Origin of the sequence: Paenibacillus sp. FSL H7-0442 (assembly GCF_038593105.1) — a bacterium.
GTDB lineage: Bacteria > Bacillota > Bacilli > Paenibacillales > Paenibacillaceae > Paenibacillus > Paenibacillus polymyxa_D.
Genome location: NZ_CP151963.1, coordinates 2,274,310 through 2,288,348, shown reverse-complemented (window position 1 = coordinate 2,288,348; position 14,039 = coordinate 2,274,310). Strand labels below are relative to the sequence as shown.

Below are 14,039 nucleotides of genomic sequence, written 5' to 3'. Positions count from 1 at the left end.
TCCCTTAGACTACAGCCTTTTACAACGTAACACCGTTTTTAAAAATAGCGAGCTCCCTGAAATTGTTTTTCTCATTGTTCACCCATGTTCCGCTGGCTACATCGACGATGTAATCGACAAAGTTGCGGAGCGCATCTTCCATACTGACATCCTCCACCAATGAACCGGCGTTATAGTCGATCCAATGAGGTTTAGCCTTATATAACGGCGAGTTGGTTGATACCTTCATCGTCGGAACAAAGGAGCCAAACGGCGTACCGCGTCCAGTTGTGAAAATGACGAGTTGGCAGCCCGCTGCGGCGAGAGCTGAAGATGCCACTAGATCATTGCCCGGCGCGCTGAGCAGGTTGAGTCCCTTGGTCTTGAGACGTTCCCCGTACTGAATGACATCAGTGACCGTGGAAGACCCGGATTTTTGCGTACAGCCCAGTGATTTATCCTCCAGCGTCGTAATGCCCCCTGCTTTATTGCCCGGTGACGGATTTTCGTATACTGGCTGCTTGTAATCCAGAAAATATTGTTTGAAATCGTTAATCAGATGTACGATCTTACCAAATACTTGCTCATCGGCAGCGCGCTCCATTAAAATCGTTTCCGCGCCGAACATTTCAGGTACTTCTGTCAATACCGTTGTTCCACCTTGCGCTGCCATATAATCCGACAATCGTCCGAGTAGTGGGTTGGCAGTAATACCCGATAAGCCATCAGATCCACCGCATTTCAAGCCGATGTTCAGCTCAGACAATGGTACAGGTTCCCGCCGATCTTCTTGCACGGCCGCAAAAATTTCATGAAGCAACCTTACCCCTTCCTCTACTTCATCCGACACATCTTGGGAAAGCAAAAACTTTACCCGCTCCGAATCATATTCCCCGATGGCTTCCTTAAATTCTTTCATTTCATTGTTTTCACAGCCCAAACCCAGTACAAGTACGCCACCTGCGTTCGCATGTTTCACGGCATCGATCAAAATCGTGCGCGTATGTGCATGATCGTCACCCAACTGAGAACAACCATAGTTATGCTTGAGCACAAGTGCATTTTCAAAAGGTGAAATATCTCCCACTTCCTGCTTGAAACGGTTTAAAATAAGTTCAGCGATCCCGTTCACACAGCCGACCGTCGGCACAATCCACAACTCATTGCGAATCCCCACACGACCGTCCTTTCGCCGAAAACCTTGAAACGTACGACTCTCCTGTTCATATAAATGAGGAGCTGGCTTAGGCTTATAAGTGTACTCTTCTACGCCTGTCAGGTTCGTCTTCGTATTATGCGTATGCACATGCTGACCTGCCTGAATGGGCTGAATGGCATGACCGATGGGATATCCGTATTTCAGAACATGCCCACCTACAGGTATATCCTGCAAGGCGATTTTATGCCCACGTGCTACATCCTCGGCTAGCTCCACCCGTTGTTCTTCTTGTGCTCCCCATGCCAGTGTTTCTCCCTGCTTGTAATCACGCAAGGCGACAGCCACGTTATCTTGATTATGAATTTGAATGAATTCCAGCATTCCGGTTTCCTCCTTGCTTATGCTCTGGGCACGCTGTTCCCGGTTAGAGAATCGAGCGTCTCCTTCATTCCTCTGCTTGTAATTTCATACACGTGCTGTGCCGTTTGTTCAGCCAGCCCTTCGATCTGGTTCAAATCTTGACCCCACCATGTTTGCTTGCCGAGTACCCGCTCAGTCAATTGCTTCGCCCCGGCGAGAGTACCGTCATATTTACTCCACAGTTCACCAAACGTGCTCAACACTTCAGCTTCGTCTGCCAACGCAATCGACTCGCCATTTCTATCACCCCGGTAAAATACGAGTAAGGACGCCAGTGAAAACACGATTTTGGCAGGCAGCTCCTTACGTTGTTCTACATACTGGAGCAAGGATGGCAAGTTCCGTGTCTTGAACTTTGACACCGAATTCAACGCAATACTCATAACATAATGACTTACATATGGATTACGGAACCGCTCAATAACATCGTCGGCATATACATTCAATTCCGCTTCTGGTGAGTCCAGCGTCGGAATAATTTCTTCTCGAATCAGCGACTGGATAAAACTGCCCATAATATCATGCTCAACCGCCTGCCCCACTGTGTCCAGGTCATATAAATAAGCTACAGGTGTAAGCGCCGTATGTGCTCCATTCAAAATACGCACTTTCCGTGTACGATATGGCGCCATATCGTCGACAATCAGGACATTCAATCCGGCCAAATGAGCAGGTAATTCCTCTTTAAGCCACTGTGGCCCTTCAATAACCCATAAATGATACTGTTCGCCCACAACAACCAAATCGTCCTTGTAACCCAATTCCGCTTGGATTTCATGAATTCGGTCTTTGGGATAACCAGGTACAATTCGATCCACCAAACTGTTGCAGAACGTATTTGCTTCCTCTATCCATGCAATAAACTCAGCTCCAAGCTTCCATTGGTCCGCATATTTCAGTACGATTTCCTTGAGAGCGTCTCCATTACGGTCGATGAGCTCGCATGGAATGATGACCAATCCCTTGCTCTGATCGCCCCCAAAAAATTGAAAGCGCTTATACAGAAAGGCAGCCAGTTTGCCCGGGAAGCTCTTTTGCGGACGATCTTCTAGCTGATCGTCTGGGGCATAAGCGATCCCCGCTTCCGTCGTATTCGACACAACAAAACGCAGCTCCGGCTTTTGGGATAGTGCTTCATACTCCAAAAAGTCCGAGCCGTACGGATTAATCCCACGAGAGACGCACTCCACAACGGTATGCTCCTTCATGGCCTTCCCATCCTTAATCCCTTCAAGAATAACCGTATACAGGTCATCCTGCTCGTTAAGCTTCTCCACGAGGCCTCCTGGCTGCGGTTGTACAATCACAACTCCCGTATTCCATTCTGCCAGCTTATTCATTTTGTCAAATTGCCAGTCTACAAAAGCACGCAGAAAGTTCCCTTCCCCGAATTGCATCACCCTCACAGGATGCGGGTCTGTAACGATAAAGCTTTTTCTGTTTAATTGATCTAATGCATCTACTTTTTTCATCCGGAGTATCCTCCCACTATTACCATAATGATTTCAACGTTATTTTAGCATAATGCACACGTTAACAAAATAGTTTTCTCAACATTTTTACTTTATAAAAATAATAATGACAATAATATGAACACGTTAACATAAGAGTTTTGCATAACAACCGGCAAGTATATGGACCTCTTTCTGTTGTTTCGCTGCTGAGCCAAGACGGTTAAGGCTAACTATCACCCTATCCGAGACCTTGTCCTTATATACTTTTCAGGAGAATAGACGCAAGAAAGCACGGGCAGGATAACACTACTTACTAGGCAGGAGGAACATCTATGAAGACAATTGCAGATACTATTGTACAAGTTTTGGTCAATGCAGGGGTCAAGCGGATTTATGGCATTGTTGGAGATTCTCTAAATAATATGGTGGATTCCATTCGCAGCAATGGTCAAATCGAATGGATTCATGTAAGGCACGAAGAAGTGGCTGCCTTTGCAGCCGGAGCGGATGCTGACCTTAGTGGCAGCATTGCTGTATGTGCCGGAAGCAGCGGTCCCGGAAATTTGCATCTGATTAATGGTTTATATGATTGTCACCGCAATCGTGTGCCTGTACTGGCTATTGCCGCTCACATTCCAAGTGACGAAATCGGAAGCGAATATTTTCAAGCGACGCATCCTGAGCATCTTTTCGGAGAATGCAGTCACTTCTGTGAAGTTATTACGACACCGCGTCAAATTCCCAGAACGGTGACCATGGCCATTCAACAGGCAGTTTCACGTTCAGGTGTCTCCGTCATTGTTCTTCCCGGTGATGTAGCAGCATTGGGGGCGGAAAAGGTACCCGTCCCTGAACATGTCTACCATCCCACTACACCTGTAGTGCATCCGTCAGCTTCCGAAATTTCCCGACTGGCCGAATATTTGAATCAAGGCAAACGAATTACGCTACTATGCGGCGCCGGCTGTTCACAATCTCATGAATTGCTCATGCAGCTATGTGACAAGTTAAAATCCCCCATGGTATCCGCTCTGCGAGGCAAGGAATATCTGGAGTATGACAACCCTTATTATGCTGGATTAACGGGACTGATCGGGTATTCTTCCGGGTACCATGCGATGATGGATTGTGACGTCCTACTTATGCTCGGAACAGACTTCCCTTACAGACAATTTTACCCTGAAGATGCGATTGTCCTACAGGTAGATATAGAGCCAGCCCATCTTGGCAGACGTACTCCGTTAACGTATGGTTTATGTGGGGATGTAAAAGCCACGTTGGAAATGCTGCTACCGCATTTAACATCAGAGCATGATTCCAAGCATCTAGAGAAAACCGTCTCCCACTATACCAAGGTACGCCAGGAGTTGGATGACCTTGCTGTCGGTAAACCAGGTCATACGCCGATCCATCCGCAATATCTCGCCAAGGTCATCAGTGACGCCGCGCAGGAAAATGCTATTTTCACCTGTGATGTCGGTACTCCCACTGTATGGGCGGCGCGTTATTTGCAGATGAACGGTCAGCGCCGGCTTCTCGGATCGTTCAACCATGGTACGATGGCAAATGCGTTACCACAAGCGATTGGAGCACAGGCCACTGAGCCTGACCGACAAGTGATTGCCCTCTCAGGCGATGGCGGACTCACGATGCTGATGGGCGACCTGCTCACCCTGAAGCAGCATCATCTGCCTATCAAAGTCATTGTTTTCAATAATGGCGCTCTCGGTTTTGTCGAGCTGGAAATGAAAGCGGCCGGATTTCTGGAAAACGGTACTGAACTGGTGAATCCTGATTTTGGTGCTGTAGCGCAAGCCATGGGACTCAAGGGCATCCGGGTTGAAGATCCGACCATGCTGGAAGATGCCATTCAGCAAGCATTGGCTCATGATGGCCCTGTTGTGGTAGACGTGGTGGTGAACCGCCAGGAGCTATCCATGCCACCCAAAATTAATCTTAAACAAGCAGAAGGATTTACACTGTGGATGATGAAAGCGATGCTAAACGGACGTGGTGACGAGATTGTAGAACTGGCTAAAACCAATCTCTTTCGTTAAATATAGACGAAGCAGAACGCATTTCAGCCTAAAAGGGGCAGAAACCATAAGTCTCGCATGGTTTCTGCCCCTTTGGCCTGCCTGTTAATCAAACGAAACTTAGTGTGGTCTGCCTGCCGTTGATTTCCGCTTCATGAGCGCGGTCTCCATAAATATAAGCTCGCCCTCATTGGACGGTGACTGAATTCGTTCCAGAATGCAGGCGGCTCCGCGCTCGCTAATCTGTTCAATCGGTCTTTTGACTGTTGTTAACGGTGGAGTCGTATACATTGAGAACCCGATATCGTCAAAACCAATGACAGAGATATCCTCTGGTACCTTCAAGCCGTTTTCGAATACCGCATTCATTGCCCCAATAGCCATATCATCGTTAGAGCAAAATACCGCTGTCGGCGGCTCCTGCAAGGAAAGCAATTGCTTCATTGCCTGGCTACCACTTTCAGTATCATAATGACCTTGCACGATATATTCATGTCGAATGGGCTTACCACTATCAATCAACGCATTCATAAAACCCTCGCGGCGTTGCTGGGTAGACTTGAAGCCTTCTACCCCTTCGATGATCGCAATGCGTTCATGCCCACTTTCAACGAGAAAGGAGACCGCTTCATAGGACCCTTCTTTATCATTAGAAATCACGTTTACAATCCCCGCCCCGGACACCTGCCGATTCAGAACAACAAGCGGAATGCCTTGACCGAGCACATGATAAATAAAAGGGTTGTCCGCCTCGCTCTGGCTCATCAGAATGATACCATCAAAACGTTTGCGGTGTATGGCCGAAAAATCAGCGTAATCGTCAATTCCTCGCACAAACAGATTGTAATCTACCCCAATGACATGATTAACACCGCGGATGGTATCGGCAAAAAAACTGGAGCTTGTGCCTTCTGAAATACTGGTGAAAAACAGGCCAATCGTATGCGAGCGCTGGAGAACTAGGCTTTTGGCATTAAAATTTGGAATGTAATTGAGTTGCTCTGCCAACTCCATAATTTTGCGTTTCGTATCTTCTTTAATCAGCGGGCTGTTATTGAGCGCCCGGGAGACGGTTGTATGGGAAACATTAGCCAATTTGGCAATGTCTTTAATGGTAGCTGCCATATACGTATCCTTTCCTTAGTGAGGCTCTAAAAAAATTATATACCCACCATACCACAGGAGCCGCCCGGAAAAGAAGACTTTCACAAATTATACGCGGTTGTCCGCATGTCGACGCTGTAATTCTTGAACCATTTCTGCATGTCTGCTGTCCGTCAGCTTGTACATTTTACCGATGACCAGCATGGCCAAAGCCAGGGCAACAGCCGGATAGAGACAAAGTAATGCTTTGATCCCAAGCAGGGTTCCAGAGGACTGAACCACATTCGGAACATACCCGATGAGCGCTAGTCCAATACCCGATAGAAAGCCAGACAAGGATTGAGCCAACTTACGTGAAAAGTTAAATAACGAGTAAGTAATCCCTTCCTTACGCTCCCCGGATGACCATTCGCCATAATCAATAATATCGGACACGAATGCCCAGGTCACCCCGTTAGGAATACTAATACCAATGAACGAAATACTGGCCAGGATTGTGAAAATGTATACATTTGAAGGCATAAAAAAGTTAATGGAGTCGGCAATGACACTAACCAGCATCCCCAGTATGGCTGTTTTTCGTTTACCGAAACGCCGTACCAGCTTGGGCAGGAACAATACACCCAGTAGCGACGAACCGATAATAATAAAATTCATATAAGCCATTAACTCTACATGCCCCAAGTTATATTCGGCAAAATAGATCAGCAGAGCGGACTTAATATTGTACGCGGATATAGTGAAAATCGTCATCAAAACGAGCACCAGCAAAGGCTTGTTATTCGTAAAAGTATGCACAATAACGCCTATAGATAGCTTCTCTTTTGGCCCGGACTGGCTAATAATACGTTCTTTCGTTCCTCGGTAACATATGATGAAAGCGATCACACCAATGAGTGACATAATCCCCATCACAACCGGATAGCCAACATGGTGGTTAGGAAATAGTAAAATAAGCGGCATGACAACGACACTGGTGACGAATAATGCGCCCAGCGATCCCGCCTGACGGAAAGATGACAATGAAGCACGCTGATGAGTATCCTGTGTAATAGCGGCACCTAGCGAGCCGTATGGAATGTTTACAATAGAGTAGCCGATCCCCCAGATCATATAGGACGCATAGGCGTAAATGAGTTTTCCTGTGGGTGAAATATTCGGCGATATAAAGGTTAGAACCGTAAGAATTGCAAGGATAACGCTTCCAACAATAAGAAAAGGTCTAAATTTTCCACGTGTACCGATATGTTTGCGATAATCAACAAAGGACCCGACAATGGGATCACAGACGGCGGCAAATAGCTTGCTGACCAAGAAAATGCCTGCGGCGGCTCCTGCAGAAACCCCTGCTACATCTGTAAAAAATTTCAGCAAATACAACTGCCCCAAATCAAACATGAATCCGTTTCCAAAGTCACCCATACCATACGAAATCTTTTCTTTCAGGCTAATATGCTCGCCTGTCTTGTTGTCAGTTTGGACGTTCTCCTGCACGATAGGCACTCCCATACCTACACACTCCCCTATGTTTGTAATTAATTTCACAAAATTAGTTCTGGATTTTGCAAAATCCCCAGTTGATAACTATTTTATTTTTAATTGCTCTTGCCGGGAGTTTTGAAACAAGCTCCCGGCAAGAGCCCTTTCTTATGAAGTTAGTGAGTCCTCGCCTTAGGGCGTAGTTTCACTTACTATGAACAACCGTTGGGAAATCAAAATATTGCTCGGCGTTGTTGTAGCAAATGTTTTGTACCATGGCTCCGAGCAGCTCCAGATCCTCAGGCGCCTTACCCTCCTGAACCCACGTTCCAATTAAGTCACAGAGTATACGGCGGAAATATTCATGGCGTGTGTAGGAGAGGAAGCTGCGGGAATCCGTCAGCATACCAATAAAGCGGGACAGCACCCCGTAGTTAGCCAGCAACTTCATCTGCTCTTGCATACCTTCGATATGGTCGTTATACCACCATGCCGTGCCAAACTGGATTTTCCCCACATTTCCACCGGATTGGAAACAACCCGCGAGACTTGCCAGTACTGGATAATCAACCGAATTAAGCGAATACAAAATGGTCCTCGGTAATCCTCCTGCCAGCTCCTGTGCGTCCAGCAATGCCGCCAATGGACGAGCGATAGAGCCATCATTTACGGCATCGTAGCCTGTATCCGGTCCCAATTGACGGAACATAGTAGTGTTGTTATTACGCAGTGCGTGGATATGGTATTGCATAGCCCAGCCATGTTCTGCATACTGTTTGCCAAGGAAAACCAGAACGTACGATTTATATTTCGCCTCCTCTAAAGGAGTCACATGGCCTTCCTCCAGCGCCTTATTGAATATGGCTGCAGCTTCCTCCCGTGTCGTTTCTTCATAGACTACAGTATCCAGCGCATGATCAGATACTCGGCCTCCGGCAGCATGGAAATGGCGCACCCGGCTCGCCAGCGCATTCAAAAATCCTTCCAGGCCAGAAACATCCAGTCCGCTGACTTCACCCAACCGAGCCACCCAAGGCCGGAAAGTTTCGCGATTTATCTCCAAAGCCTTGTCGGGACGAAAGCTTGGCAACACTGCGACTGGGAAATCGGTCAGCTTGCTGATTTGTTTGTGGTATTCGAGATGGTCTGTCGGATCATCCGTGGTGCACACCACAGTTACCTTCGAGTTCACAATCAGATCACGTGCGCCAAAGCCTTTTCCCTGCAGCTTTTGGTTTACCTTTTCCCAGATCACTGGTGCGTTCTGTTCATTCAGCAGCTCAAAGACACCAAAAAAGCGTTGAAGCTCCAAATGCGTCCAATGGTACAGCGGATTGCCGATTAGTGTAGGTACGGTTTTGGCCCAAGCCATAAACTTGTCATAATCTTCGCCATCCCCCGTAATCAGGCGTTCCTCAACCCCATTGGCCCGCATAAGTCTCCACTTGTAATGGTCTCCGTACAACCAAGCTTCCGTAATATTCTTGAACGCTTTATTTTCATAAATTTCTTGTGGACTTAAATGACAATGATAGTCAATAATCGGCATATCCTTGGCGTACTGATGATACAAGATTTCAGCCGTTGGATTGCTCAACAAAAAGTTTTCGTCTAAAAACGCTTTAGTCATTACTTTCTCATCCCTTCTATAATCGTGTTTCTCAACAAATTGTTAACGTTAACAAAAATGCTTGTACTGTACTCGTTTTCAATAATAGCATTCTCCACCACATAGCAGATCTCGTGATTAGGCAAGATGATATAGCTGTAATACGATACCTGCACATCATTTCAAGCCGGATTACTTCACTTTAAATTTAATGTTTACGTTAACAACAATTACATTGTAACCGCTATCCTTTGTAGACGAAAGTGATTTTTATCATGTGAGCGAATAAAAAAAATGGCCTACTGCCATTTGGAGCAGATCTGTTCTATATTTTCCCGATAGCTGATACCAAAAGAAAATTCTACAATTTTTAATTTTCCCCGATAAATCAAACTTTGAAAACGTTTTATGTGTTTTTCTCTTTTTTCAGAAAATTTCTTTCTTGAAAATACCAGTTATTGCATTATAATTGTAATATACATCCATTGTTTTACATTGAAAGTATTTCATTGGTTTATTTCAAAGATGAAAAGAAGAGGTGGTAGCATTGAGTACCAAAGTTCAAGCTGTTCAAACTAAAACTAAAACCAAATCCGATACAAAAGGAGCCGACCTTGTTGTCGATTGTTTGATCAAGCAAGGGGTTACGCATATTTTTGGCATTCCAGGTGCCAAGATCGATTCTGTTTTTGATGTTCTTCAAGATCGGGGTCCAGAATTGATCATATGCCGTCATGAACAAAATGCCGCCTTTATGGCAGCAGCGGTCGGTCGTTTAACAGGTAAACCGGGCGTATGCATTGTTACTTCCGGTCCAGGCGCGTCTAACTTGGCGACAGGACTTGTCACCGCTAATGCAGAGAGTGATCCTGTCGTCGCCATTGCTGGTGCAGTCCCAAGATCAGAACGCCTGAAACGCACGCATCAATCTATGGATAACGCCGGACTTTTCGAACCCATCACCAAGTACAGTGTAGAAGTAGAACATCCTGATAGTGTACCGGAAGCAATTACTAATGCATTTCGGATTGCGACCTCAGCCCAGCCTGGAGCCACATTTGTCAGTCTGCCGCAGGACGTGTTGACTTCGTCATCCGAAGTAACCGCCATTGAGAAGGTTTCCCTTCCCCAGCTTGGAACCGCACCCGCCGAGCTCATCAAACAAGTTGCAGGCCAAATCAAAAAAGCCAAGCTGCCCGTACTCCTTCTCGGTATGAAAGCCAGCACACCCGAAGCTACAGCAGCCATCCGTGCACTGATTCGAAACACGGATTTGCCTGTGGTTGAAACCTTTCAGGCCGCTGGAGCCATTTCCCGGGAGCTGGAAAGCCACTATTTTGGGAGAGTCGGTCTGTTCCATAATCAGCCGGGTGACATGCTTCTTGGAGCGGCAGATCTGGTACTGACGATTGGCTATGATCCTATTGAATATGATCCAAAAAACTGGAATATTCCTGCGAACCGAACCCTTATTCATCTGGATGATCATCAAGCAGATATTGATCATGATTATCAACCTGATCACGAGCTTATCGGGAATATAGCCCTGATTGTGAGTGGCCTTGCAGAAGAATTGCCTACCTTAAAGCTACCTAAAGCCTCCTGCGACCAATTAAATCGTCTTCGTCATGATCTAAACGAGCAAGAAGCTGTTCCTGTACACAGTCACGATTATCTGATTCATCCATTACAATTTATTCGTACACTGCGCAGCCTGATCGACGATAATGTCACTGTCACCTGTGATGTTGGTTCACACTACATTTGGATGGCACGATATTTCCGTTCGTATGAACCGCGGCGCCTTCTATTCAGCAACGGAATGCAGACGTTGGGCGTAGCACTGCCTTGGGGGATTGCTGCCACACTCGTCAACCCCGGTCAAAAAGTCGTTTCTATTTCTGGAGACGGAGGATTTCTGTTTTCATCCATGGAGCTCGAAACCGCTGTACGTCTTAACTCTCCGCTAGTGCATATCGTATGGAGAGATGGTACCTATGACATGGTCGCATTTCAACAACAGATTAAATATGGCAGAACTTCCGGTGTAAAATTTGGAGATGTTGATGTAGTGAAATATGCTGAAAGCTTCGGGGCCACCGGATTACGCGTGCACTCTCCTGAAGAACTGGAAAGTGTATTGCAGCAGGCACTTCATACGGATGGTCCTGTGGTTGTTGATATCCCGATTAATTATCAAGATAATATCCAGTTGGGACGTAAACTGCTGCCAAATCAATTAAACTAACCTTTACCAAGACTTACTCGTGACGTTTTCGTGACAATTATGGAGCAAAACGTTATTTTTTATGATTTTTTTGAGTTATTCTCGTTATTTACTGAAAATTTACGTTTATTATTGAAAAAGAAAGAAAATAAATGCATACAATTACAAAAGGAAGTGTATTACCATGACCGTTGCAGGACTGGAAACCAAGCAAGAAACTGACCATGATATTTACCAAACGTCCACTATGCTCGCTCTATTAGATGGTCTTTATGACGGAGTTGTTGCCTTTGAGGAGTTGCAAAAGCACGGGGATTTTGGGATTGGTACCTTTGATCAACTGAATGGCGAGATGATCGCGTTCGATGGTGAATTCTATCACTTGCTTCCAGACGGTACGGCCCATCGCGTAAAACCGGAAGAAACCACACCTTTTTCCACCGTCACCTTTTTCCATGAAGATTTCACATATACTATTGACCGCCCCATGCATCGTGAAGAGCTGGAAGCTCTGCTGTTAAAGTTGTTTCCAAGCCGTAATCTGTTCTATGCCTTCCGTATGGATGGCACTTTTCGTGAAGTAAAGACACGTACCGTCCCTCACCAGGTGAAGCCTTACAAACCTTTTATCGAAGCGACCAAATCTCAGCCTACGTTCTCTTTTAACGACGCTTCTGGGGTGATTACAGGTTTTTGGACACCTGCCTATGCTCAAGGTATTGGGGTAGCCGGATTTCATCTGCATTTTATTAACGATGAACGCACTGGGGGTGGGCATGTCTTTGATTTTATCGTCGAAAAGTGCACCATCCGCATTTGTCAAAAATCCAATCTGCACCTGGTCCTGCCCGATACCCCGGATTACTTGAAGGCCAACCTGTCCAGAGAAAACCTGGAGAAGGAAATCGCCGTTACTGAAGGTGCGCAGTAATCGCAGCTATTTAACTCATCAATTTACAGACCCTATAGCCAAACAATAAACAGCAAAAGATCACAGTCAGGAAAGAGAATTACTGCTCTCTGACTGTGATCTTTTTATGTACGAGCGTATATATACGTTACTGCTTATGCTCTCACTCCGGTCCACCTATGTCTCGATCTGATCCAGTTTATCTGCATAATATTGAATGGCACGTGAGTACTCCTGTGTAGATAAATCCGAGGTCGTCTCAGCCACCTCCATTAGCAGCTCCTGCATGGCTTTCCCGAATTCCCCCAGATTATATAATACCATCACGTAAAATACCCGAAACGGTCTGTAATCCGGAAATTCGTCCATTCCTGTGTCCAAGCGGTCTGATACCACAATTCTGCATCATTTTGCTGCTGTTCTAATGCCTTCAAAAGAAGCTTTCGTGCTTCCTCTGCTTGCCCTGTTCGTCTAAGCTCGCCAGCTTGCGCCATGATATCGTTCATATTAATCCTCCACTTCTGACTCATGCCTATCTTTGAGATATATGTTACCCGACATTTGAATGCAATGTAAATGGAGTTTTTCCTAAGATTTAAAATCCAAAAAAACGACTCTCCTTACAGGAGAGCCGCTATATATCCGAAGTTACGGTTTATTTAACCTTCAATGATCCTGCAGTTAGTATTCCTGCTACACGCTGTGCGTCGAAAATACGCGAGAGCTCCTCTACTGCCGTCAAGTACAATAGACCGTTGCCTTCCAGCTTAGGAGAATTGCCAAGTGGAATCGTGCGTTTGATGAGTTGTGCATATAATTCCGGTTCGGTGAGATCACGCTCAAAGCTCGCACTTACCAGCTGCTTAATCAACGCCAATGCACCTGCTACGTGCGGAGTAGCCATCGAAGTTCCGCTAAAAGTCGCATATTTGCCGCCCGGAACGGTGGACAAAATATCTTCTCCGGGTGCAACCAAATCCACCTCATTATTAGAATTACTGAATTCTGAGGCGTGCCTGTCAAAATTGATAGCGCCTACGCTAATCACTTCATTATAGCAGCCGGGGTAGCCAAGCTCGTCCGTTCTGTCGTCACCGTCTCCCTCATTTCCAGCTGCACAGATGACCAAGATTTGGCTAGCTACAGCCTTTTTTACTGCTTCATGCAGCTCTGGCACATCTTCAGGACCGCCAAGTGACATCGATATGATATCTGCCTTTTGCTCAATCGCATAATAGATGCCTTGAATAATCCAGTCATATTGACCGGAGCCCTGCTTGTTTAGCACTTTGATGATGAGCAGGTCTGCCTCTGGAGCAACACCCACGACACCATCCGCATTTTCTGCTGCCGCAATGGTTCCTGCCACATGCGTGCCATGACCGTTATAATCCTTGAAAATTTCCGGATCACCTTGATCATCATCCGTGAAATTCCGTCCGCCAATAATGCGCGCCTTCAAATCAGGATGGTCCGAATCACAGCCCGTGTCCAGCACCGCCACCTTCACGCCTTGGCCTCGAGTCTGGTTCCATACCGCAGGAGCCTGAATCAGCTCTACACCTCGCGGTATTTCATTCACTTGTTGCTCCTGCTTGATCACTTGGTAAGGAATGATATGCACTTTACGTTCCATCCTATTCCCTCCTTCATGGATTCAAT

11 protein-coding genes are annotated in these 14,039 nt (G+C 46.1%); 3 read left to right on the top strand and 8 right to left on the bottom strand.

What is annotated here, in order from left to right; all coding sequences use genetic code 11:
• Window positions 1-19: 19 nt before the first annotated feature.
• Both MHH57_RS10540 and MHH57_RS10535 read right to left on the bottom strand, forming a co-directional pair.
• Window positions 20-1,519: an altronate dehydratase family protein gene (locus tag MHH57_RS10540; protein ID WP_069010226.1), complete on the bottom strand. Its 1,500-nt coding sequence runs from the start codon at window positions 1,517-1,519 to the stop codon at window positions 20-22.
• A gap of 17 nt (window positions 1,520-1,536) precedes the next feature.
• Window positions 1,537-3,030, bottom strand: coding sequence for a tagaturonate reductase (locus MHH57_RS10535; RefSeq protein ID WP_340955290.1), 1,494 nt, complete (start codon window positions 3,028-3,030; stop codon window positions 1,537-1,539).
• A gap of 314 nt (window positions 3,031-3,344) precedes the next feature.
• On the opposite strand from MHH57_RS10535, the gene poxB reads away from it, so the two are divergent.
• Window positions 3,345-5,069 (top strand): ubiquinone-dependent pyruvate dehydrogenase, encoded by a 1,725-nt coding sequence (gene poxB / locus MHH57_RS10530; RefSeq protein ID WP_029519080.1) that lies wholly within the window; start codon window positions 3,345-3,347, stop codon window positions 5,067-5,069.
• A gap of 99 nt (window positions 5,070-5,168) precedes the next feature.
• On the opposite strand, the gene MHH57_RS10525 is transcribed toward poxB, so the two are convergent.
• The 3 genes from MHH57_RS10525 to uxaC form a co-directional block, all read right to left on the bottom strand.
• Entirely contained in the window at window positions 5,169-6,173 is a 1,005-nt protein-coding gene (locus MHH57_RS10525) for a LacI family DNA-binding transcriptional regulator (protein WP_029519078.1), read from the bottom strand.
• An 87-nt stretch (window positions 6,174-6,260) separates the two neighbouring features.
• Window positions 6,261-7,661, bottom strand: coding sequence for an MFS transporter (locus MHH57_RS10520; protein ID WP_029519077.1), 1,401 nt, complete (start codon window positions 7,659-7,661; stop codon window positions 6,261-6,263).
• A 175-nt stretch (window positions 7,662-7,836) separates the two neighbouring features.
• A complete protein-coding gene (gene uxaC / locus MHH57_RS10515) occupies window positions 7,837-9,261 on the bottom strand; it encodes a glucuronate isomerase (RefSeq protein ID WP_342435070.1) in 1,425 nt (474 codons plus the stop codon).
• A gap of 517 nt (window positions 9,262-9,778) precedes the next feature.
• Here uxaC and alsS point away from each other — a divergent pair.
• Window positions 9,779-11,488 carry an acetolactate synthase AlsS gene (gene alsS / locus MHH57_RS10510; protein ID WP_029519073.1) on the top strand — a complete coding sequence of 570 codons (1,710 nt, stop codon included), beginning with the start codon at window positions 9,779-9,781 and terminating at the stop codon, window positions 11,486-11,488.
• 163 nt (window positions 11,489-11,651) lie between these two features.
• Window positions 11,652-12,398 carry an acetolactate decarboxylase gene (gene budA, locus MHH57_RS10505; protein ID WP_029519072.1) on the top strand — a complete coding sequence of 249 codons (747 nt, stop codon included), beginning with the start codon at window positions 11,652-11,654 and terminating at the stop codon, window positions 12,396-12,398.
• A 156-nt stretch (window positions 12,399-12,554) separates the two neighbouring features.
• Here budA and MHH57_RS10500 read toward each other — a convergent pair whose 3' ends face one another.
• The 3 genes from MHH57_RS10500 to MHH57_RS10490 all read right to left on the bottom strand — a co-directional run bounded on the left by MHH57_RS10500 (window position 12,555) and on the right by MHH57_RS10490 (window position 14,013).
• Window positions 12,555-12,704, bottom strand: a complete 150-nt coding sequence (locus MHH57_RS10500; RefSeq protein ID WP_239645263.1) for a hypothetical protein — start codon at window positions 12,702-12,704, stop codon at window positions 12,555-12,557.
• Window positions 12,701-12,883, bottom strand: coding sequence for a tetratricopeptide repeat protein (locus MHH57_RS10495; protein ID WP_029519070.1), 183 nt, complete (start codon window positions 12,881-12,883; stop codon window positions 12,701-12,703). The genes MHH57_RS10500 and MHH57_RS10495 overlap by 4 nt, the downstream gene beginning before the upstream one ends.
• 149 nt (window positions 12,884-13,032) lie before the next feature.
• A complete protein-coding gene (locus tag MHH57_RS10490) occupies window positions 13,033-14,013 on the bottom strand; it encodes a S8 family peptidase (RefSeq protein ID WP_029519069.1) in 981 nt (326 codons plus the stop codon).
• Window positions 14,014-14,039: the final 26 nt, after the last annotated feature.